This window comes from Helicobacter sp. 23-1046 (assembly GCF_053654635.1).
Window position 1 is genome coordinate 50,957 of sequence record NZ_JBSIUS010000004.1, and the last position, 21,723, is coordinate 72,679.

Annotated in this window: 20 protein-coding genes; 16 read left to right on the forward strand and 4 right to left on the reverse strand. The window is 40.9% G+C overall.

The annotated features are described in order from the left end of the window. The first annotated feature begins 106 nt into the window (after window positions 1-106). The 6 genes from rsmA to yedF all read left to right on the forward strand — a co-directional run bounded on the left by rsmA (window position 107) and on the right by yedF (window position 5,856). Window positions 107-991, forward strand: a complete 885-nt coding sequence (gene rsmA, locus ACWIUJ_RS08695) for a 16S rRNA (adenine(1518)-N(6)/adenine(1519)-N(6))-dimethyltransferase RsmA (protein WP_454170318.1) — start codon at window positions 107-109, stop codon at window positions 989-991. After that, a complete protein-coding gene (locus tag ACWIUJ_RS08700; protein ID WP_454170320.1) occupies window positions 991-3,012 on the forward strand; it encodes a ribonuclease J in 2,022 nt (673 codons plus the stop codon). Before rsmA ends, ACWIUJ_RS08700 begins: the two co-directional genes overlap by 1 nt. Window positions 3,013-3,022: 10 nt before the next feature. Continuing rightward, window positions 3,023-3,994, forward strand: a complete 972-nt coding sequence (locus ACWIUJ_RS08705) for a KpsF/GutQ family sugar-phosphate isomerase (RefSeq protein WP_454170322.1) — start codon at window positions 3,023-3,025, stop codon at window positions 3,992-3,994. Window positions 3,995-4,013: 19 nt separating this feature from the next. Further along, window positions 4,014-4,253 carry a DUF2443 family protein gene (locus ACWIUJ_RS08710; protein ID WP_454150195.1) on the forward strand — a complete coding sequence of 80 codons (240 nt, stop codon included), beginning with the start codon at window positions 4,014-4,016 and terminating at the stop codon, window positions 4,251-4,253. 126 nt (window positions 4,254-4,379) lie between these two features. Continuing rightward, window positions 4,380-5,609: a selenium metabolism membrane protein YedE/FdhT gene (gene yedE, locus ACWIUJ_RS08715; protein WP_454170324.1), complete on the forward strand. Its 1,230-nt coding sequence runs from the start codon at window positions 4,380-4,382 to the stop codon at window positions 5,607-5,609. A gap of 10 nt (window positions 5,610-5,619) precedes the next feature. After that, window positions 5,620-5,856 carry a sulfurtransferase-like selenium metabolism protein YedF gene (yedF, locus tag ACWIUJ_RS08720; protein WP_454150191.1) on the forward strand — a complete coding sequence of 79 codons (237 nt, stop codon included), beginning with the start codon at window positions 5,620-5,622 and terminating at the stop codon, window positions 5,854-5,856. Between the two features lie 37 nt (window positions 5,857-5,893). Here yedF and ACWIUJ_RS08725 read toward each other — a convergent pair whose 3' ends face one another. Then, window positions 5,894-8,848 (reverse strand): DNA translocase FtsK, encoded by a 2,955-nt coding sequence (locus ACWIUJ_RS08725; RefSeq protein WP_454170325.1) that lies wholly within the window; start codon window positions 8,846-8,848, stop codon window positions 5,894-5,896. 245 nt (window positions 8,849-9,093) lie between these two features. Between ACWIUJ_RS08725 and ACWIUJ_RS08730 the strand changes: the two genes are divergently transcribed. The 7 genes from ACWIUJ_RS08730 to ACWIUJ_RS08760 all read left to right on the forward strand — a co-directional run bounded on the left by ACWIUJ_RS08730 (window position 9,094) and on the right by ACWIUJ_RS08760 (window position 16,545). Continuing rightward, the gene (locus tag ACWIUJ_RS08730) at window positions 9,094-10,653 is read left to right on the forward strand and encodes a hypothetical protein (protein ID WP_454150187.1); all 1,560 of its coding nucleotides are present in this window, start codon (window positions 9,094-9,096) and stop codon (window positions 10,651-10,653) included. Between the two features lie 10 nt (window positions 10,654-10,663). Further along, entirely contained in the window at window positions 10,664-10,972 is a 309-nt protein-coding gene (locus ACWIUJ_RS08735) for a hypothetical protein (protein WP_454170326.1), read from the forward strand. Next, window positions 10,969-12,624: a DNA primase gene (gene dnaG / locus ACWIUJ_RS08740; protein WP_454170328.1), complete on the forward strand. Its 1,656-nt coding sequence runs from the start codon at window positions 10,969-10,971 to the stop codon at window positions 12,622-12,624. Before ACWIUJ_RS08735 ends, dnaG begins: the two co-directional genes overlap by 4 nt. Next, complete coding sequence (locus tag ACWIUJ_RS08745; protein WP_454170330.1) at window positions 12,602-13,651, forward strand: 7-cyano-7-deazaguanine synthase; 1,050 nt, start codon at window positions 12,602-12,604, stop codon at window positions 13,649-13,651. The genes dnaG and ACWIUJ_RS08745 overlap by 23 nt, the downstream gene beginning before the upstream one ends. Window positions 13,652-13,790: 139 nt before the next feature. Continuing rightward, on the forward strand, window positions 13,791-15,440 hold the full coding sequence (locus tag ACWIUJ_RS08750) for a methyl-accepting chemotaxis protein (protein ID WP_454170332.1): 1,650 nt from the start codon (window positions 13,791-13,793) through the stop codon (window positions 15,438-15,440). A gap of 29 nt (window positions 15,441-15,469) precedes the next feature. Continuing rightward, entirely contained in the window at window positions 15,470-15,769 is a 300-nt protein-coding gene (locus ACWIUJ_RS08755; protein ID WP_454150177.1) for a YciI family protein, read from the forward strand. Between the two features lie 29 nt (window positions 15,770-15,798). Continuing rightward, complete coding sequence (locus tag ACWIUJ_RS08760) at window positions 15,799-16,545, forward strand: hypothetical protein (RefSeq protein WP_454170334.1); 747 nt, start codon at window positions 15,799-15,801, stop codon at window positions 16,543-16,545. Between the two features lie 105 nt (window positions 16,546-16,650). On the opposite strand, the gene ACWIUJ_RS08765 is transcribed toward ACWIUJ_RS08760, so the two are convergent. After that, entirely contained in the window at window positions 16,651-16,854 is a 204-nt protein-coding gene (locus ACWIUJ_RS08765) for a hypothetical protein (RefSeq protein ID WP_454170335.1), read from the reverse strand. Window positions 16,855-16,956: 102 nt separating this feature from the next. Here ACWIUJ_RS08765 and ACWIUJ_RS08770 point away from each other — a divergent pair, with 102 nt between their 5' ends. Beyond that, window positions 16,957-17,733, forward strand: a complete 777-nt coding sequence (locus tag ACWIUJ_RS08770) for a pseudouridine synthase (RefSeq protein WP_454170337.1) — start codon at window positions 16,957-16,959, stop codon at window positions 17,731-17,733. A gap of 4 nt (window positions 17,734-17,737) precedes the next feature. Here ACWIUJ_RS08770 and cysE read toward each other — a convergent pair whose 3' ends face one another. Then, the gene (gene cysE, locus ACWIUJ_RS08775) at window positions 17,738-18,439 is read right to left on the reverse strand and encodes a serine O-acetyltransferase (RefSeq protein WP_454170406.1); all 702 of its coding nucleotides are present in this window, start codon (window positions 18,437-18,439) and stop codon (window positions 17,738-17,740) included. A 1-nt stretch (window position 18,440) separates the two neighbouring features. Then, window positions 18,441-20,294 (reverse strand): arginine decarboxylase, encoded by a 1,854-nt coding sequence (gene speA / locus ACWIUJ_RS08780; RefSeq protein WP_454150170.1) that lies wholly within the window; start codon window positions 20,292-20,294, stop codon window positions 18,441-18,443. A gap of 130 nt (window positions 20,295-20,424) precedes the next feature. Here speA and ybeY point away from each other — a divergent pair, with 130 nt between their 5' ends. Then, the gene (gene ybeY, locus ACWIUJ_RS08785; protein ID WP_454170339.1) at window positions 20,425-20,952 is read left to right on the forward strand and encodes an rRNA maturation RNase YbeY; all 528 of its coding nucleotides are present in this window, start codon (window positions 20,425-20,427) and stop codon (window positions 20,950-20,952) included. Between the two features lie 69 nt (window positions 20,953-21,021). Continuing rightward, window positions 21,022-21,720, forward strand: coding sequence for a flagellar basal body L-ring protein FlgH (gene flgH / locus ACWIUJ_RS08790; RefSeq protein WP_454150166.1), 699 nt, complete (start codon window positions 21,022-21,024; stop codon window positions 21,718-21,720). Window positions 21,721-21,723 lie beyond the last annotated feature (3 nt).

Consider the following 21,723-nt stretch of genomic DNA (forward strand, 5'->3'; position numbering starts at 1 on the left):
ACATTTGGCACATTTTGTTGTGTAAATTTGCAAGAACAATTTACATTTACATAAATTTTGCTATAATGCGTGGCAAATCTATTTTCTTAAGGTCTTTGGGTAGATTGTGTCGAAGTATAGAGCAAAAAAGCATTTTGGACAAAACTTTTTGCACGATATGTCTTATATTCAAAGAATCATTGAAGCGATTCCCAAATCCTCTGCACAGATGGTGGAGATTGGGATTGGCTTGGGTGATTTGAGTAAAGAGTTAGTAAAATTAGGTCCTTTAGTGGCGTATGAAGTCGATAAGGATTTATGTTCTTTGTTTGCTAAAAATTTTTCACCAATGTTGTGCGATGGGCATTTTATCAGTGAGTGCCTAGACGCGCAACCAACCAATGTATCAAACCCGCACAGTGGCATTAAGGATAATAAAATATTGTTGCTTAACCAAGATGTGCTTGCTTGTAAGGATACTCAAGGTTGGCTTTGGAAAAGTGAGTATATGCTTGTTGCCAACTTGCCGTATTATATCGCCACGCATATTATTTTGCGTGTCTTGCGTGATGAAAAATGTCAGGCATTTGTAGTAATGACGCAAAAAGAAGTAGCGCGTAAATTTTGTGCAGATGTGGGAGAAAAGGCATTTTGCGCATTAAGTGTATTGATACAAAGTTTTGGTAGGGTGAGATTGCTTTTTGATGTGCCAAAAGAGGCATTTAATCCAAGTCCAAAAGTAATCTCAAGCGTATTTTGTGTAGAAAAATTTACTGAGGAAAAACACAGATTTGCCCCCAACACATTTGGAGAATCTTATTTTGTGGATTTTGAGGCATTTCTACGCAAAGCCTTTAGTGCCCCGCGAAAAAAGCTCATCAACAATTTGGAGCGTTTAGCAAACTTCCAGCATATTTTTACTACTCTTAATATTCCTCTCAATGCTCGACCAAGCGAGGTGAGCACAGAGCAATATCACCATATATTTCAGCAATTACAAGGAGCATTATAATGGAAGAGCAAAACAATCAAAATCAGCCAAAAGAGGGGCGATTTCAAAAATTCACTAAAAAATTTCGCCCTAAAAGCGAACAACCTGCCAAAGATTCCATACAAGATGGACAAAATGGCAACAAATCTCACACTAAACCATTTGATAACAAAAATAAAGAAAAATTTGAGGGGCGCAAATGGGTTGGAAAAAATCCATTTTCTCATCACAAAGATGATGAAAATGAAAGCGTAGGTGGCGTGAGGGAAGTAAAAAACCCAAATGAAAAAAGTAATTTGGGGTTACACAAAGATTTAAGAAAGGGCGTTGAGGCGAATCTGAAAATCCAAAAAGAGAGCCTTAATGCGCACGCAAAAATCAACACAAACACTAAGGCAAGCGTGAGAATCACACCACTAGGTGGGCTTGGTGAAATTGGTGGCAACATCACGGTCATTGAAACACAAAATAGTGCCATTGTCATTGATGTGGGTATGAGCTTCCCTGATGAGAATATGCACGGAGTGGATATTTTGATTCCAGATTTTAGCTATTTGCACGCGATTAAGGACAAAATTAAAGGTGTAATCATCACGCACGCCCACGAAGACCACATTGGCGCAGTCCCCTATCTCTATAAGCAATTACAATTTCCGCTTTATGGCACGCCATTGCCACTTGGAATGATTGGGAGCAAGTTTGATGAGCACGGCTTAGAAAAGTATCGCTCGCTTTTTAGAATCGTAGAAAAGCGCAAGCCCATTGTCATTGATGAGTTTGAGGTGGAATGGATAAACATTACCCACTCTGTCATTGATGCGAGCGCACTTGCCATTAGGACAGAAGCAGGTGTGATATTGCATACGGGAGATTTTAAAATTGACCACACTCCCGTTGATGACTTGCCCACAGATTTGCATAGATTGGCGCATTATGGGGAAGAGGGCGTGATGTTGTTGCTTAGTGATTCTACAAATTCACATAGGTCAGGCAACACACCAAGTGAATCTAGCGTAGGACCGACATTTGACGCACTTTTCAAACAAGCACAAGGGCGCGTGATAATGAGCACATTTAGCTCAAATATCCACCGCGTGTATCAAGCCATCAATTATGGGATAAAGTTTAACCGCAAGGTTGCAGTTATCGGGCGTTCAATGGAAAAAAACTTAGAGATTGCTTTGGAATTGGGATATATTAAGATTCCACAAAATGTCTTTATCGAGGCGCACGAAGTGGAAAAATATCCTGATGAGGAGATTCTCATCGTTACCACAGGCTCTCAAGGAGAGACAATGAGTGCGTTGTATCGAATGGCAACGGACGAGCATCGCCACATTAAGATTAAACCAAGTGATATGGTGATTATCTCTGCGAAAGCCATACCGGGCAATGAGGGGAGCGTATCAGCGGTAATAAACCTTTTGATGAAATCAGGCGCAAAAGTAGCGTATCAAGACTTTAGTGAAATCCACGTGAGCGGGCACGCCGCCCAAGAGGAGCAAAAGTTAATGCTCCGCCTTATTAAACCAAAGTTTTTCCTCCCCGTGCACGGCGAATACAACCATATCGCTAGACACAAAGAAACAGCGATTAAATGTGGCGTAGATGAGAGAAACATCTTTCTTATGGAAGATGGCGACCAAATCGAAGTCAATCCAAACTATATGCGCAAAGTGCGTAGTGTAAAAAATGGCAAAATCTTCATTGATAACCAAATCAACCGCCAAATTGACACTGACATTGTCGAGGATAGACAAGTGCTCGCTAATGATGGAATCGTGGTAGTGTCGCTACAAGTGAGCAAAGAGCGCAAGATTCTTAGTTCTAAAATCTCAAGCTATGGCTTAGTGGCGAATAAAGAGGATAAGGGCTTTGAAAAAGAAATGGGCGAGGTGTTAGAGCTTATTGTTCAAAATTACAAAAAAGAACATTTTAATGCAAATGGTTTGGAGCAAGAAATTATTGCAACTTTTAGAAAGCATATCTTTAAAAAAGTGAAAAAATATCCTGCTATTGAAGCAATGGCGTATGTGATATAGGAACATCATAATGAAAAATGACTATTTGGCTATCGCAAAATCTGTGCTAGAAATAGAATCTAGCGCGCTTTTAGATTCTATTTCGCGCCTTAATAGTGCGCAACTAGAAAAGATTGTGCAAGTCATTGGCGCAAGCAGGGGAAAACTTGTCATAACGGGCGTGGGTAAAAGTGGGCATATTGGCGCAAAGATTGCTGCCACACTCTCTTCTACGGGCACGCCAAGTATGTTTATGCACCCTGTGGAGGCAATGCACGGGGATTTGGGCGTTATCCAAAAAGATGATGTTGTGCTCGCGATTAGTTATAGCGGGGAGAGTGAGGAGCTTTTAAATCTGATTCCCCACATTAAGCGACTTGGCAACACCATCATCACAATGAGCAAAGACAAAAACTCTAGCCTTTCTACAATGAGCGAGTTATTTTTAGATATTTTCGTGCAAAAAGAAGCCTGTCCTCTCCAAACAGCTCCTACAAGCTCTACGACACTCACTCTTGCATTAGGCGATGTGCTTGCCGTGTGTCTTATGTATTATCGTAATTTTTCACAAGAGCGTTTTGCTTCTTTTCACCCCGGTGGGAGCTTAGGCAAGAGATTGTTTGTAAAGGTCAAAGACTTAATGCAAACAACCAACCTGCCTATTATAGATTCTCACACTTCGCTTAAAGAGTGCATTATGGTAATGAGTGAGGCAAGACTTGGGAACGCGCTTATTGTAGAAGATGGCAAACTCCTCGCCGTGCTTAGCGATGGAGATTTGCGTAGGGCGTTAATGCAAAAGGATTTTGATATGCAGGCGCGCGCCTTGCTCTATGCTACCAAAAATCCAAAGACTTGTAATGACCCAGATATGCTTGCTTTTGAAGCATTAAAAATGATTGAAAAGAACAAAATTCAAATACTTATCATCACAAATAAGCAAAATGTAATACAAGGCGTGATACACTTACATACACTGATAAGTGCGGGTATTAAATCTTAAATTCCACTAAGGAGGCAAAATGTTTGAACGCATTGATGAAATTTTCAAAAAAATTGAGGACATTCGTGATGACATCAATATTTTGCTAGGAATGGCAAAAATTTCGATGGTGGATTACATTATGATAAAACGAGGCTCAAAAGATTATCCAGAAGGGTTAAATCTCACACTTTTAGCACAAATTGACGCAGAAGTAGAGAAGCTCAAAGCACAAATTGATGCACTCAATAAACTCAAACGTGAAATGCTTGTGTTTTAACCCATTTTTTGTTATAATCGCATTTACTTGCCTTAGGCTAAGGCTTTACATTAGATTCTTTTGTCTCACATAGACTTCGCATAGAGCAGATTCTAATTGTATTTTATTGTTTTTGGAGTGGTTGAAATGGATAGAGATTCTTCATTTTGGCACGGATTTAGGGAGCGGTTTTTGGTGAAATTTTGGTCGCCTGTTCCCGCAGTTATCGCACTTGGCGTGATGAGTGCGTATTATTTTGGAATCACAGGCACTTATTGGGCTGTAACGGGCGAATTTACTCGTTGGGGCGGACATATCCTTAACTTCATTGGAGTTGATACAAGCGATTGGGGATATTTCAAAATTATAGGACTTAAAGGCACGCCACTAGATAGAGTAGATGGCGTGATGATTATAGGAATGTTTGCTGGTGCGCTCGCAGCGGCACTAATGGCAAACAATGTGAAGTTTCGCCTACCTCAAAGCAACATTCGCATTGCGCAAGCTCTTATTGGTGGGGCAATAGCTGGCTTTGGTGCGCGCATTGGTATGGGCTGTAATTTGGCGAGTTTTTTTACGGGGATTCCGCAGTTTAGCTTGCACGCGTGGTTTTTTACTATCGCCTCAATGGTGGGTGTGTATTTTGGTGCGAAAGTGGTTGTTTTGCCAATATTTCGCGCAAAGGTCCAGCTCGTTAAGGTAGATTCTCAAAAAACCATCACACAAAGCCCACAAAGAAAACAACTCTTTTTTGCATTGGGTGTTGGTGTATTGCTTTTGGTGGCTATTTGGGTTGGTTCTATTATGGCATTTGGCGCAGTGCCTGAGGGCAAGAAGATTTCCGTTTTTGCGCTTGCGATTGTATTTGGCGTGGGTTTTGGCTTTGTGATTTCTCGCGGGCAGATTTGCTTTACTTCTGCGTTTAGAGATTTGTTTTTGACGGGACGCGGCGTGATGGCGCGTGCGATTATTTTTGGTATGATTGTCTCAAGCATTGGTGTATTTAGCTACATTTTACTTGATGTCGCGCCAAAGACCGCTTGGGCAGGACCAAATGCCGTAATTGGTGGATTGCTCTTTGGCTTTGGAATTGTGGTGGCTGGAGGCTGTGAGTGTGGCTGGATGTATCGTGCTGTTGAGGGACAGACACATTATTGGGTAGTGGGCGTTGGCAATATCATCGGTGCGACATTGCTTGCTGCTACTTGGGATTATTATGCCGCACCTTTGGCGACAGATTTCCCTAAAATCAACCTTTTAGAATCTTTTGGCAACTATGGTGGATTGGTGGCAAATTACGCGTTGTTATTGCTTTTTTTGGGTTTTGTGCTTTTAGTGCAAAGGTCGTATTTTAAAAAGACAGATACAAATGACTAAGGAGGCAAAAATGAGTAATCAAATAATCCCAACTTATCAGCTTGATTTACAAGGAGAGCCCTGTCCATATCCCGCGATTGCGACACTTGAAGCATTGCCAAGTCTTAAAAAAGGCGAGATTTTAGAGGTCATTAGTGATTGCGCACAAAGTATCAACAACATTCCCATTGATGCGAAAAATCACGGCTATGAAGTGCTAAAAGTCGAGCAAATTGGCTCAAGCATTCGGTATTTAATCCGCAAGTAACCCTGTCTTAGGCAAGATTTATCCTTGCCTAAGGGCATTATAAAATATCACGCACGCCTTTGTGGTTTGGCTTGCTTAAAAACCCCTCTTTTTCAAGCTCCTCGACAAATTTCGCCGCTTTGTTGTAGCCTATGCTAAACTTTCGTTGCACGGCACTAATAGAAGTCGAATTGCTCTCTAGCATAAAGCGTTTAATCTGCCCTAAAATTTCACCATCTTCTTCGCTGTTTTCATCGCTACCAGCAAGCACACTTTCTTTTTTGTCAAGCAAGAAATTCTCATCATATTCCACATTGCGCTGTTGCTTGATAAAATCTACCACGCGCTCAATCTCTTCTTCCGTGCTTAGTGGCGCGTGCAATCGTATCATAGAATCTGAAATTTTAAAGAGCATATCGCCTCTGCCAAGCAAGCTCTCCGCCCCTGTGGTATCAAGCACCACTTTAGAATCCACCTTACTTCCTACTTTGTAGCTTATGCGCGATGGGAGGTTGCCCTTTAGCGTGCCTGTAACCACATCGACACTTGGACGTTGCGTGGCGATGATAAGGTGGATTCCACACGCTCTGCCCATTTGAGCGATTCTCCCTAATGGAGATTCTGCTTCGCGCCCAGCGGTTTGCATTAAATCTGCTAATTCATCAATCACTATGATAAGATAAGGCATTTCTCGCCCACCTTCTTCTTTAACTCGTTTGTTGTAGCCCTCATAATCTTTCACGCGCAACTCTTTCATCATTTCATATCGCCTATCCATTTCGCTAACTGCGCTTACTAAACCAGCGATTGCCTTTCTAGGGTCGGTGATAATGGGTGTGATGAGGTGAGGAATGTCGCTGTATAGCGAAAATTCTACGCGTTTTGGGTCAATCATCATTAGTTTAAGGTTATCGGGCGAGTTTTTATACAAAAGTGAGAGAATCATCGCATTCAATCCCACGCTTTTCCCCGCACCTGTCGTCCCCGCAATAAGTAGATGTGGGAGTTTGCGTAAGTCTTGCACAAAAGGATTGCCTACAATATCTTTCCCAAAAGCAAGCGTGAGCGGAGAGAGAGTGGATTTAAACAAATCAGATTCTAAGACTTCACGCAAATAAATGGTTTCGATTTTGTTGTTTGGAATCTCAATGCCCACCACATCTTTGCCCGGCACGGGAGCTTGGATACGAATAGACTTAGCCGAGAGCGCGAGGGCTAAATCATCTTCTAAGTTTAAAATGCGAGAGACTTTGACATTTGGGGCAGGACGAAACTCAAAAGTCGTAACGATAGGTCCTGTGTAAAATCGCACTACATCGCCATCGATTTTAAAGGTTTTAAGTTTTTCTAGGAGAATCTGGCTTTTTGTGTCAATTTCCCCATCATCAATTTGATTTTTCACACCATCTGGCTTGTTGAGAAGACTTGTGGTGGGAAGCTTGTAATTAAGCGGAGAGACGCTTCCACCTCGCTCCAAGTCTTTAAGCAGTTTTTGGTTTTCGGCGAGCTCTTTAATCGCTACGCGCTCAGGTCTTTTGGGCGGTGGCGGTGGCGCACCATCTATGGCTCTAAGCGGGAGTTTTTCTTCTGTGGGTGGCGCACCTACTTCTATTTTTTTAATGGTGATATTTTGCATAGGTGGCAATTCCTGCATACTTTTTATCAGCGATTTTGTTTGTTGCAATGGAGCATCTTGCTTGGGTGATGAAGTTTGTGGTGTGGGTGTATTTTGGTTTTGCATATTTGCGTGCTTTTCTCTGGCTTGCTGTGCGAGGGAATCTTGTGGTGCGATAAGTGAGGCAATATCTAGTGGCTGGGTAATTTCCATAATGCCTTGCACTTCGCTTTGGCTTTTTGATTGCAATGATGGATATACGCCAGAAGCGTTGATTTGGTGTGCTTCAATCGTTGGTTTATAAATGTCTTGTGGTGTTTGGGCGTTAGTGTCTTTTGTGTTCTCTTGGTGTGTGGCGTTGTGTATTTCTTTTATGATAATGCCACTAGATTCTTCTTGCACATCTTTTGGAATCGGCACAGCTTGAGGGGCACTATCCCTATAATATCGCGCGATTTGTTCTTCTAAAAACTGCTTTGATTGCTCTTTGTTTGATTCTACGAGTTCAAGGACAATGTTTGGCTCTTGTGGTTGTTGCATTTGGGAATCTATGGGGGCATTGTATTGTTCGTTTTGTGGCATAGATGGCGCAGGTTGTGTGGAGGCTTGATTGTGTGGTTCATCATTATCAAGTCGTAGGTTTTGGATGCCTTGCAAATGCCGTATGCGCTCCTCCTCTTGCGCTTGCGCTTGTTGCTTTTTCTCTAGCGCGTTTGTTTTGTAGCTTTGGTATGCTTGGAGCATTTGCTCTTTGCTCTTTGTGCTAAGGTGTAAAAACCCCCCACCTAAAAATGCGCCACATTTTTTCAACCCTCTGCCTAGCAAGATAAAGCAATCTTTTATTTCAGCACATATCGCGTTTGTGATTTCGCTAAGAGTGCTAAATATGGGCTTAATGTAAGGATTTAGGGCTCGAATTAGGGAATCTACGCTACTTTGTGTCCCAACAAAAAATGCCAAGAGCAATGAGCCAAACACGAACACCCAGATTCCAAAATCGCCAATAAATCCACGCAACACACCCACCACGATGTTACCAAAATCTCCCACACCAAATAGCAAACTTTGCCCTAGCAACACACTTACAAACCCAAGAGAAGAAGCAACAATAACCTCTAATTGATGAAAGGTTAAATGTGGCGTTTTGTATAAACAATAAGCAGGGTAGAGCAATAATGGCAAATACACATAACCCACATAGCCAAATATGCGAATATTAAGTGTGCCAATCTTCTCTCCAATCACTCCAACTGCACCATTTTCACCAGCTAAAGTAGCCAAGAAACTAAACACAACAAACACATTAAACAAAATATAGGGGTAGATTCTTGTTTGTTTGAATGCTTGGGGGTTTGAATCTTTGGGCATTTTATCTTTATTTTTGTGTTTTTTTGACATTGTGCTTTATCCTTAAAGTTTGTAAAAGATTTGGCATTATAGCCAAAATTCACACCTTTTATAAGGCAAGCTTAACTTCTCAGCTTTATTTGTGTTTAGATTTTTTAAAAAATTAAGAGAATATGACATAATTACCCCATAAAAGCATATTTTTTGTTATGATTAGCCTTTATGTTTGATTCAGTTTTGGCGATTTTGATTTTTTATAATTCAAACTTTTGGAGGAAAACTTGCACGGGAAAATTTTGCGGTATTCTAATCAAACCAAAAATGGTGTGGTTTCAGATATTAACAAAAAAATCTTTGAACTTCGAGCTAATAGCTGGCACGACCCAAGAATGATGCCATCTGTTGGAATGTTTGTGGAGTTTCGCACTCCTGATGAGGGGGGTTATACCATTGTGGATTGCAGGGCTTCGAGCTACCAGAGTTTCCCTGAGGGTTCGCTGGTGCGCGAGATTGATTTTTGGCGCACGAATACAGATGAGGAGCTCAAACAAAAAGAAGCCGATGCCAAAGCAGCCATAGCCAAAGAAATCTTCACAAAAACCAACTACGCTAAGCTAGAGAGCATAGAGCTTAGCGCAGACGCACAAGAATCCATTAGAGAGCACTTTAGAGATGAGTTTAATGCCATTAGCTTTTTGGATAAAATTAAGCAAGAAAACAAAGATTCTTGTGATTTGCAAGACAAGCCACTTAATTACCTTATCATAAAGCCGTTTTTACAAAAAGCTGTTGATTACTTGGTGTATAACGACAAGCACGCCTCAATGGATAGTTTTGCTGAGGAGCTCCAAATCATTAAACAATTAGAATACTCGCACAATGCCTTTAAGGTGAATGTCAATATCAACATTGATAAAATTTATAGAGAAACCTTTCTTGATTCCCAACATCACTACAAAGGCGTGTTGCGTGCCATTGAGGCCTTTAAGGAAAAGAAACTCCAAATTGATAACAAAATCCGCGTGTGTAATATGGAAATCCGCTCATTGCAATCCAAAATTGATGCAAAAAAAGGCGATGTGAATGTTTTACAAGCACGCCAGACAGAAGTGCAAGGTATGATTAAAAAGACACAAGCAGATTCAGATACCATTAACGCCCTTATGGATAAACTCAAAGCAATGTGCGAAAACTTCGTTAAAGACAATTATAAAGCCTTTGAAGTGGTGTTTAACAAAATGTATCAAGTTCTTATCACCAAGACAAAAGAAGCCCTTGATGTGGTCGGCACGAGGCTTGATGATAAGGCGTGGCATTTAGCAATGGAATCCGCATCAATTAAAAATGTCTTTTTTCGTCAAAATGTCAATACGCCATTTTGCGCGATGACTTTTGTCAAACACCACGTTGACCGCCTTGATAAAGGCAAAATGGGGAATAATGAAAGCGTGGTATATAACTACTACAAGCAATATGAAAAGACTTACAAAAACTACGCTATTTTTACTGATAATGAGCATTTTGAAGTCGAGTTGAAGGTAAAGATTCTCGCATTGTCTAAAAATACCTGCGTGTATGTGTTTCAAAAAGAAATTGAGTGCTTTAGCGCGATGAATCGTTTGCGATTTGAGTTTTGTTTCATTGATGCGGAATTACGCTTAACAGAGCCAAGAGCTGCTGCAAAATCCGTGCTCACCTCAAGGCTTAATGCCAACACAAAATTCGCGCTCCTTAAAGCCGTGAGTTTAAAGAATCTTGATGCACAAAAACTAAGGGAGATTATGGAGAGCAAAAATCAACCAACTTCACCAGCCCAAGATTCTAAAGAAACAGCCGACCAGACACCAGCCACATAAGGCAATGATGATGAAGCGATTGCTTTTGGCAATGTGTGTTTGTGTGCATTGCAACGCATATACGCCGTTTTTGTATCCATACGATGAATATGCTCACACACGAGAAAACCATAGCAATTCTGGCGCGTGGAAAAATTTTTTGGAATACAATGGCAGAAGCCAATATTATAGACACAAACAATATGACAATTCCCAAAACCCACAACAAGACCCCATTTTACAATGGCACAAAGAACACGCCCAAAATAAACCAAAAGACATAGAGGCATTTCTCCCGCCAAGCTTAGGTAACAAAAAGCCATTAGGAATCCCAAAGTGATAGCCCAACTTTCTATCGAGCGATTAAAAGAGCAAGTTGATGTGGTGAATGTTATTAGTTCATATATTGAGCTTAAACGCGCTGGTAATGGAAATTTTGTCGCCCTTTGTCCATTCCATAGTGAAAAAACCCCAAGTTTTTCTGTAAGTCCTTCGCGCAACATTTGGCATTGCTTTGGTTGTGGTGAAGGTGGGGATAGCATAGGATTTGTGATGAAATATGAGAATCTAAGCTATCCTGACGCGCTTGAGCGTGTGGCGGAGATGATGAATTTTCCATTGGAGTATGAAAAATCAAATACACCCAAAAACTTTCACATTTTAGAGGACATAGCGAAGTTTTATCAATCACTTTTAGTTGAGAATCCACAAATGTTAGAATACATTGCTAATCGTGGGATTACGCGTCAAAGTATTGAGCAATTTAGGCTTGGATTTAGTGGAAATAGCTTTCAGACCATAAATTTTTTAAATGCCAATAATTATGACAAAACTCAAGCAAGTGAATTTGGGCTTATTGGGCGGGATAAAACACGAGAGTGGGCATTTTTTATCGAACGCTTGATGTTTCCTATACATTCTACAAGTGGCAAAGTAGTGGGATTTGGCGGACGAAGTATAAATCCAAACGACCCAGCGAAATACAAAAATTCCCCGCAAAGCAGGATTTTTAACAAATCGCGTCTTTTGTATGGGTATCATTTTGCTAAAGAGCGCGTTTATAAAGAGCGAAAAATCATCGTATGCGAGGGATATATCGATGTGATAATGCTCCATCAGGCGGGCTTTAAAAATGCCGTAGCGACACTTGGCACAGCACTAAACGCCCAACATATCCCACTTTTAAAAAAAGGCGAGCCAGAAGTGATTGTAAGCTATGATGGTGATAATGCAGGTATAAATGCGGCATTTCGTGCAGCACAGATTCTCTCAAGTGCAAGTATGAGCGGTGGTGTGGTGATTTTTAATGATGGCTTAGACCCAGCGGATATGGTAGCGCAGGGCAAATTAGAAGAATTAAATGCCCTATTTAGTGCGCCAAAGCCATTTATTGAATTTGTGATTGAGCACATTGTCGCGCGGTTTGACATAACCAAGCCACTCCAAAAGCAAAAAGCACTTCGAGAAATTCAAAGTTTCCTTAAAACGCTTGAGCCACTTTTGCAACGCGAATATATTAACTTCGTTGCGCAGAGTTTAGCAATCGCACCAAATCTTATTAAAATCACCAAACATAAAACCCCGCAATTTTTGATGCACAAAAATGAGAATCTAGCTGAAAGCGGGCTTATCATAAGTTTGTTAGAGAATCCAAAATGGCTTGATATTGCGGTGGAATATATCGATTCTAGTGCGCTTGAAGTGTATAAGAGGGAGTATGATTTGCTTCTTGCTGGCAAGACGCCAAAAGATGAGCCACACTTGCGTGCTTTGTGGGTGAATGATACTATCAAAAAGATTTCTAGTCCTCAAGAGTTCGAGGCACAGCTTAAGTTGATTATCATAAAAGCCTATGAGCGCGATAAACAGCACATTTCAAATGCGTCTATCCAAAGTGCTCAAAAGATTGAAGCCCTTAAATATATCAACAAAAAAATTCAACAACTTAGCAAAGGAGAATTAGTAAGTTATGAAAGCATTAGCACTTTTTAGCGGAGGCTGTGATAGCCTTATTTCAATGAAACTTTTAAAAGACCAAGGAATCGAGGTTATAGCCTTGCATTTTAATATAGGCTTTGGTGGCAACAAAGACAAGCAGGAATATTTCAAAAACGCTACTGCGCAGATTCCTGTGGAGTTAAAGATTTTAGATATTAGAGAGCAATTTTTTAACACCGTGCTTTTTAAGCCAAAGTATGGGTATGGCAAGTATTTTAATCCGTGTATTGATTGCCACGCTAATATGTTTGGCAATGCGTTTTATTATTTACTTGAGAGTGGTGCGGATTTTGTGATTAGCGGGGAAGTGTTAGGACAGCGTCCAAAGTCTCAACGCCGACAAGCACTCGATGAGGTTAAAAAGCTCGTGCGCGAGATTGGGAAAGATTCCAAATTTGATGCCATTTTAAGTCGTGATGGGAGCGACAAAAGCAAGCCACAAACGCTTGATGAATTGCTTTTGCGCCCGATGTGCGCGAAACTTTTGCCACCGAGTTTTCCTGAAAAAATGGGTTGGGTCGATAGGGAAAAATTACTTGATGTGAGTGGGCGAGGGCGCACACGACAGCTACAAATGATACAAGATTATGGGTTTAAATATTTTGAGAAGCCCGGAGGAGGTTGCCTGCTTACCCAAGATTCTATCGCGCAAAAAATTAAAGATTTACAATCACATAGACAAATGGTGTTTGAGGATATTGAAATGATAAAAGTAGGTCGTTATCTGGTGCTAGAAAATGGCGCACGCTGTGTGATTGGGAGAAATGAGAGCGAAAATGCTAAACTTAGTGCGCCAAATCCTACAATGGACACAATGACTTTGCTTGATTGTATCGGTCCCGTGGGGCTTATAGAAAAGAGCGCAGATTCTGTTGATAGACTTTTGGGTGCGCGTCTTATGCTAAGCTACGCAAAAACCAACACCAATCAAACTTATCAGGTCCGCATAGGGGAGGAAATTTTGCACACTACCGCCTTAGAGCGCGAGCAAGCAAGCAAATATTTGCTTTTAAAAGAGTAAATTTACAAGAAATTTAGCAATACTTTGAGAATCTCCACACTTAATTTGCCGATTATATTTCTTTTTGGTTATTATTGTGGAGTATAATTATTTTGGAATTTAATATTTAACAATAAAAATTCTCTAAAAGGATTGAGTGATGAAAGTAAAGAAAAGTGGTTTGTCCGTGCGCGCGCAATTAGCGTTCGGGTTTGGAGTTTTGGTGCTTGTTATCCTTGTGATAGTGATAGCAGGTTATATGCGAGTGAGTTTTGTTTCTTCTGTGCTTAAGGAAATCAATGAAGTCAATGCGCTCAAACAGCGATATGCTATCAATTTGCGTGGAGCAGTGCACGACACCTCGATTGGCATTAGAGATTTGATGCTTGTTGATAGCATTAACGAGCTTAATGACACTGTGGCGTTGATTAAAGAGCTTGATGAACAATATGCCCAAAACGCAGATGAGTTGGATAAACTTTCCAAAAACCCAGATATGTTTGATAGCAAAGATAAAGAGCTTTTGACGGCGATTAAAGACATTCGTATCAAGGCTGTCCCAGAAGTAAAACATTTTATGGATTTGGAGTTGGGCGGGCACGGATTAGAATCTAGAGATTTTCTCAATGAAGTCGTTCGTAGCGATTTTGTCGCTTGGCTTAAAGCTATCAATAACTTTATTGATTACCAAGAAGCAAAAAACACAAAATCAAGCAATTTGGCGCAGGATAATGTTTCCTCATACCTTGTGCAGAGTCTGTGGCTTGCGATATTTGGAATAGTCGCAGGAATCGGTGTGGCGGTGTATATCATTAGGAATCTTATGCGCACACTTGGTGGAGAGCCAAGCGTAGCGGCAAATATAATGAATATTATTGCCTCTGGGGATTTGCGCACAGCTATCGGCAGCACAGCTCAAAATAGCCTACTTAGTGCTACCGCGCAAATGCAAGACAATCTAAAAACTATCATTAACGACATTGTTGCTAATGCCAAAGACTTAAACCAAAAAGCCCAAACCGTAGCCCTTTCTTCCGAAAAAGCGAGCAAGGCAAGCAACGAGCAAATGGAGATTTCTGAAGATTCTGCGAAGAAGATTGAGGAGATGGCAAAAGCCATTGATAATGTCGTAAATATCGCAACACAAACAGAATCAAACTCTATCCGCAGTGCTGAACTTTCTCAAAAGGGCAAAGATGCGGTGCAAGAGACTGCCACTGAGATTGAAAAAATCTCACAAACCGTGAGTGAAAGTAGCGAGCATATCCGCTCTTTAGAGAAAAATTCCCAAGATATTAGCAATTCTACCCAACTCATTAAAGACATCGCAGACCAGACAAACCTCCTTGCGCTTAATGCCGCCATTGAAGCCGCAAGAGCGGGCGAGCACGGGCGAGGATTTGCTGTGGTGGCTGATGAGGTGCGCAAACTCGCAGAAAAAACACAGGATGCTACAAGTGAAATTGCCACAATGATTCAAATTATTCAAGATGAGACACAAAATAGTGTTTTAGCGATGCAAACAGCTGTCCCACAAGTAGAAAAGGGCTTGCATTTGGTTAATGAGGCACGCGAGATTCTCGAAGAAATTTATGAGCAAGCAAATAATTCACTCTCAAATGCCAAAGATGTGTCTAATGCCTCAAAAGAGCAAGTTTCTGTAATGGAGCAAATTACTAAGGATATTGAAAATATGCAACAAAGCTGTAAAGAAACTTCTGTTTTAATGGGACAAAATTCTAGCGCGAGCGTGGCATTGGAGAAGATTTCAACGGCATTGCGTGATTATGTAGCACATTTTAAAGTGTAAGCATTATAAAGAGAATCTAAGGCAGAGATATGAAAAATTTATTTTGCATTATTGTTACTTACATTAAGCCACTAGAAGAGATTGAGAAAGTCTTACAGGCGCATAGGGGATATTTGCAAACGGGCTATGACGCAGGGTTTTTGCTTGCTTCAGGTCCTCTTAACCCCCGAGTTGGTGGGCTTATCATAGGGCATTTTGCCGATAAAGCCCAAGCACAAAAATTCACTCAAAGCGACCCGTATTTTTTAGCCAACCTTGCTACTTATGAAATCATCGAGTTTAGCCCCGTGCTACACGCAAGCGTCCTAGATTCTTTTTTACAAGATTAAGATACCCAAAACTTTTAAGGAGATTTCAAATGGATAATAATAAAAGAAATATTTTATTGGCTACGGTGATAGTGGTTGGTGTCGCTGTTGGGATTGGGGTTACAGGACTTTTAAAGTTTTCACAAAATAATGCTATCCCTAGTAGTTATGAGCCCACAGCTCCACAAGAAAGTGGCGAGGGAGAAAATAGTGAGGACAAGCAAGCAAGCAATGAAAACAACCCCATTGTAGATGAGAATCTTGCTATCGCACAACCTGACCAAAAAGAGCTAGAAGAGCAAAATAAGCGCACAAGTGCCAATAAACGCGATGAAATCTTTACACAACAAAATGGACTCGTGCGATTTAGTGCCTTTCCTGCGCTAGTGTATCGTGGTGAATGGGTAAATATGGGCGATGAGTGTGTGAATTGCGAGGGAGGACCACAGAGCGCACTTAAAAAACAACACATTGACTTTGCAGGAAGCTATGTGCTCTATACCTTGCCACAAGGGGAAAATCAAACTATCGTGGGCGCGGTAAATGTGCAAAATGGCGATGTTGTTGAGTTCCCAGCGACATACAAGGAAGTCGGTGCGCCTTTTGACTTGCGTATTTCTTCGCAGGCAAATAGTAGTTTGGTGTGGATTCAAGGCGTAGATGCGAGCAACCAAGACATTTATAGGATTGATGCCTTTGTTTTAAAAAATGGGGAAATAGAGCGCGTGCAGAGCTTTGAGCTCTCTTTCCTCTCTACTATCCTTGCTCCTGCCTCATTGGACGCTCTGCCGTTTTAAACGCATTTAAATGCGTTTAAAACGATTTTATTTCATTTTCAACTTCCACCTCTAAAAATTCATTACGATAGATTTAATGGCATAATAAAACGATTTTAGAGCCCTTTATGTTAGTCCTAACACTATGAAGTGATTTGTTTCATTAAGCCCTATTTTATACTGCTCGCCCGTTTGCAAATCAATAAGGTAGCATTGGTCTAATCCCTCATAATTTGCGCGCTCACTTGGATAAATCTTTAGTCTATCCCTTACTTCATCTAAATCTATACACATCGCTGGGAATCCAAACATAAAAAGTTTATAACGCATTAGAGCTCCTTTTGCAATTACGATAATTCTTGCTTGATTATTCAAGCACACGATAAACTTTTGCTACAATACCATAAAATTGCTTTTAACAAGGATTTTGCAATGCGACTTAATCAATATATCGCTCATCATTCCACATATTCTCGCCGTGAAGCAGATGCACTTATAGAATCTAGGCGCGTGCGTATTAACAATAACATTGCCAATCCTACCACCGTGCTAAAAGATGGTGATATTGTCTTTGTCGATGGGAAGCGATTAAGGCAAGCACAAGGCTATACAGCGATTATTTATCATAAGCCAAAGGGCGAAATTGTAAGCAAAAAAGATGAGCGCAATCGCAGGAGCATTTATGATAGCCTTGATTCCAAGTTTAGGCATTTTGTGTATGTGGGGCGACTTGATTATGCGAGTGAGGGGTTGCTTATTTTAAGCGATAATAAAAAGGTGGCAACCGCCCTTATGGAATCTTCGCTCCCTCGCACTTATAATGTCAAACTCGATAGGGGTTTGAGTGATAAATTTTTAGATTGTATCGCCAAAAGTATGGAAAATGGCGAATGGATAGAAATCGCTGATAAAAAGGGGGCGCACGCAAAAAGCACGATAGAGAAGATTCTTATCGCACCTTTTGTGGATTTTGAGATTCTTAAAGATTCTCCAAGATTCCCGCGCGTGCGCGTAACGCTACGCGAGGGCAAAAACAGAGAGATTCGGAGATTGTTTGCGCATTTTGGTTATGAAGTGCGTGATTTAAGGCGCGTGGCTTATGGGTTTTGTTCGCTTAATGGACTTCCAGCAGGAAAATGGCGATATTTTAACAGAAATGAATACAACAAATTGCACCACTTTATGCAGGGAAACACCCACAATATTTGATTGCTTATCGTTTTAATGTGGCAAGGAAGTTTTCATATAGCAATTCAAGTTCTTTGAGCGATTGTTGGCATTGCTTGTCATCTACGCATTTTTCTAGCACCTGCATTCGTTTGAGTAAATATTCAAAAAGTGCCCTATCAATGTCTGGGAGTTTGTTTGCTTGGTTGGCGTCTTTGGCACGCCCTTTTATGATGACGCGCGCTGGGATTCCAATAGCGGTGCAATCGCTAGGCACATCTTTAATCACCACAGAATTTGCGCCAATTTTGGCATTTTTCCCAATGGTAATATCTCCTAAAACCTTCGCTCCTGCTCCAATCACCACACCAGATTCTATGGTTGGATGTCGTTTAGTCTTTGCTAAGCTCACACCACCTAAGCTCACTCCCTGATAGATTGTTACATCATCGCCCACAATGGCGGTTTGCCCTATCACAACGCCAATAGCGTGGTCGATGAATACGCGCCTGCCGATTTGGGCTTGTGGGTGAATATCAACATTGGTAATAAAGCCCGTGATTCCCATAATTACGCGTCCCAAACGCCTAAATCCACGCATATAAAGCCAATGGGCGATTCTATAATGCACGATTGCCATAACACCGGGATAAAAAAACACCTCAATAATACTCTCAAACGCAGGGTCGCGTTGCTTGACTACGCTAAAATCTTCTTTTATAAGGGCAAAAAGACTTGTTTTTTGCATTTTATTCATTATCTTTCTTGCTAATGGTGCGCAAGTAGCCATTTTCGCTTAGCATTATATAGAGTTGCCCTAGCACTTCTTTTTTCTCTTCTGTATCTAATGCTTGGTTTTCCTCGACATATTGCTTTAATCGCCGCTCAATATCTTTCGTGTCATAATCTAAATCATCAAGCACATCTAAGATAGTTTGCGCTTCTAGGGGATTGCTAAGCTCATAACCCTTGCTAAGCTCATCATCAAAGACAATGCTAAACTCAGTGGGGTGAGTGAAAAGATTGTGGCGCATTCCTAACACCTCTTGATATGCTCCCACGAGGAAAAAAGCTAAAAAATATTCTTCACGCGTAATATCCACATCGTGTAAATACAGAGGTTTGTTGGCATTAAAGGCGATTTCACCATCGCTATCACAAGTAATATCCCATAAACTCGCGCTCCTTGTGGGCTTGTTATTAAGTCTATCAAGTGGCATTACAGGAAAGTTTTGTCCCAATCCCCAATAATCTGGGAGACTTTGAAAAAAGCTACAATTAAGCAAATAACGCTCTTGAACTTGTTCTTGGATTCGAATGATTTCATTGTGATTTTTGTGTTTGAGGAGTTTTAGCACCTTTTTGATGATTAAGTGAGTGAGCACTTCGGTATTAGAGCGGTCTTGCAAATCAATATAACCCAAATCAAAAAGCGTGAGCAACGATTCCATATGGTCGAGGCTATCGTGCAGATATTCAATGGCGGTTTTTTCATTCACACTGTTGTATAAATCATACAATTCCTCGATAAGCGGTGGATTTTTTTGTTTTAATTTTAACGCCTTTTCATCGTATTCTTGGCTAAAGAGCTCAAGCACAGGCGCGACAAGCACGGCGTGATTTGCCGCGATGAAGCGACCAGATTCTATAAAAATATCTGGTTGGGGTTCTTTTTTGTTTTTAGCAATTTCGCACAACGAAAACACCACATCGCCACTAAATTCATTAAGTGTGTAATTGCGATTGTTTTCGCCCTCGTGTTGTGTGTATTCTACGGCTAAACCACCACCGATATTCACACAACGCAATTTTTTTGCCCCCATTTTACGCAATTCCGCATAAATGTTGCCCGCCTCGCGCAATGCCTTTTTAAGTGGCGAAATATCACTTATTTGGCTACCTATATGGAAATGAATCATTGTAAATTTATGGAGCAAATCATTCTTTTCAAGCATATTGATAGCTTCGAGCAATTCTGTTGAGGTGAGCCCAAATTTTGAGCCAAATCCACCGCTTTTTGCCCAAATGCCCGTGCCTGTGCTATGCAAGCGGATTCTAAGTCCTATGTTTGGATAGGGCTCGCCCATTTCTTTTGCCACTTCAATGATAGTTTCTAGCTCGTTTAATCCCTCAATGGTAAGTGTGATGTTGTGATTCATATTTGCTGCGATAAAACCCAGCGAAATCATCTCTTTATCTTTAAAGCCATTGACGGTGATGGGCGTATTTTTGTTGGTATAAGCCATTGCTAAAATAAGTTCAGGCTTGCTCCCTGCTTCTAGCCCATAGCATCGACCCTTGCTCTGCTCGACTAAAGGCAGGACAAAATTTGGCATTTGATTTACTTTTAGTGGAAAAACCGCCTTAAATTTGCCCTTGTAAGAATATTCTTTGATTGCTTTTTCAAACGCCCCAAACATTTTATCAAGCTGGGAGCGAATCAAATGCGGAAAGCGCAAAAGCAGGGGACCACGATAGCCCCTTTCGCGTATCTCTTGGACAATATCAATAAGCGCGGGTTTGGATTTAAAATTCACGCGCACTTGCCCATCATCAATGATAAAGTCATTATTTGACCAAAAATTTATTCCATAATCAACCATTCTTTCATACCTTGTTGTAATCGCATTGCATTTTAGTCTAAAAATCCAAAAACCAAAAGCGCATTATACATTTTTAAGGCTATAATGACATAAAATTTTGACACAAAAAGCCTTTCTTTTAGGAGCGATATTGCTAAAAATTCACAATCAAAGCACCTTTAGACTTATAAATGCAAAAAAAAGGACACAAGAATTTCATCACATTTTTTTTACACTAAGCCAATCTTATCTTTGTGGGCTAGATTCTCACAAGCGTGATGGTATTTTGCGCTATGGATTGCTCGAAGTGCTTTTGGTAAATGCCAAACAAATGCGTGCTATCAACCACAAAGAGCGCGGGATAGACAAACAAACCGATGTGTTAAGTTTCCCGTTAGAGATTATGGAGTTTGATTGGCAGGTTTTGGAATCTTGCGCCCCAAAAAATTTCAACATTCCACTTGGTAGTATTCTCATCAATGTCGAGCAGGCAAGACAATGCGCCAAAAAATTTCAACATAGTTTTGATGATGAGCTCAAACTCCTTTTTATCCACGCGCTTTTGCATATTTTTGGGTTTGACCACGAATGTGATAATGGCGAGCAACGCGAGGAGGAGCAAAGGTGGATAGAGCATTTTACACTTCCTCAAAGTCTTATCACGCGCACGCAGAGGTGATACATATACAATCAACGCGGAACGCGCATTGCTTTAAGAAGAGCAAATTATTACTAAGGATAGTGTCTAATGAAAAGAATGCTTTGTGTAGCTTGCGTAAGTGTAGCGTTTGGATTTGAGGCGGATATTGATTTTTCAAAAGTGCCTAACTATGTCGAGGAATCTCCAGCCCAAGAGTTTATCCCTGAGATTCCGCGTGCGGGAAGTCTCTTTGGCACAGGAGATAGACCGCTCTTTGCTGATAGGAGGGCAATGAAGCCCGATGACTTAATCACGGTGATTATTAGTGAGAGCGCGAATGCAAACTTTAGTGCCAATAAAACTTATAACGGCACAAGCGGTGGGAATATCACTCCTCCAGTCTTGCAATATGGTGGACAAGATGAGGAACAGCAACAAATCACCCAAGAACTCAACAACCAAACCGCTTACACACTTACCAAATCAAACAATACGACAAACTTCAATGGTGGCGGGAATCAGAGCCATACAGATTCTATCAATGCCACCATTACAGCAAGGATTATCAAAGTGCTTGAGAATGGCAACTACTTCATCGCTGGACAAAAAGAAATCCTTGTCGATGGCGAAAAGCAAATAATTCAAATAAGTGGTGTGGTGCGCCCCTATGATGTGGAGAAAAACAATACCGTGCAAAGCAAATACCTAGCAGACGCCAAAATCGCCTATCATTCCGTAGGACCAATCAGCCAAACACGAAGCAAAAAACCTATCAATGACGGGATTGAGAGCTTCTATCCATTTTGATAT

Bases quoted from the DNA above. Each gene is read 5' to 3' on its own strand.
- ACWIUJ_RS08700 (WP_454170320.1), top strand. From the start codon at position 991: ATGGAAGAGCAAAACAATCAAAATCAGCCAAAAGAGGGGCGATTTCAA.
- ACWIUJ_RS08705 (WP_454170322.1), top strand. From the start codon at position 3,023: ATGAAAAATGACTATTTGGCTATCGCAAAATCTGTGCTAGAAATAGAA.
- ACWIUJ_RS08710 (WP_454150195.1), top strand. From the start codon at position 4,014: ATGTTTGAACGCATTGATGAAATTTTCAAAAAAATTGAGGACATTCGT.
- yedE (WP_454170324.1), top strand. From the start codon at position 4,380: ATGGATAGAGATTCTTCATTTTGGCACGGATTTAGGGAGCGGTTTTTG.
- yedF (WP_454150191.1), top strand. From the start codon at position 5,620: ATGAGTAATCAAATAATCCCAACTTATCAGCTTGATTTACAAGGAGAG.
- ACWIUJ_RS08725 (WP_454170325.1), bottom strand. From the start codon at position 8,848: ATGTCAAAAAAACACAAAAATAAAGATAAAATGCCCAAAGATTCAAAC.
- ACWIUJ_RS08735 (WP_454170326.1), top strand. From the start codon at position 10,664: ATGAAGCGATTGCTTTTGGCAATGTGTGTTTGTGTGCATTGCAACGCA.
- ACWIUJ_RS08745 (WP_454170330.1), top strand. From the start codon at position 12,602: ATGAAAGCATTAGCACTTTTTAGCGGAGGCTGTGATAGCCTTATTTCA.
- ACWIUJ_RS08750 (WP_454170332.1), top strand. From the start codon at position 13,791: ATGAAAGTAAAGAAAAGTGGTTTGTCCGTGCGCGCGCAATTAGCGTTC.
- ACWIUJ_RS08755 (WP_454150177.1), top strand. From the start codon at position 15,470: ATGAAAAATTTATTTTGCATTATTGTTACTTACATTAAGCCACTAGAA.
- ACWIUJ_RS08760 (WP_454170334.1), top strand. From the start codon at position 15,799: ATGGATAATAATAAAAGAAATATTTTATTGGCTACGGTGATAGTGGTT.
- ACWIUJ_RS08765 (WP_454170335.1), bottom strand. From the start codon at position 16,854: ATGCGTTATAAACTTTTTATGTTTGGATTCCCAGCGATGTGTATAGAT.
- ACWIUJ_RS08770 (WP_454170337.1), top strand. From the start codon at position 16,957: ATGCGACTTAATCAATATATCGCTCATCATTCCACATATTCTCGCCGT.
- cysE (WP_454170406.1), bottom strand. From the start codon at position 18,439: ATGCAAAAAACAAGTCTTTTTGCCCTTATAAAAGAAGATTTTAGCGTA.
- speA (WP_454150170.1), bottom strand. From the start codon at position 20,294: ATGGTTGATTATGGAATAAATTTTTGGTCAAATAATGACTTTATCATT.
- flgH (WP_454150166.1), top strand. From the start codon at position 21,022: ATGAAAAGAATGCTTTGTGTAGCTTGCGTAAGTGTAGCGTTTGGATTT.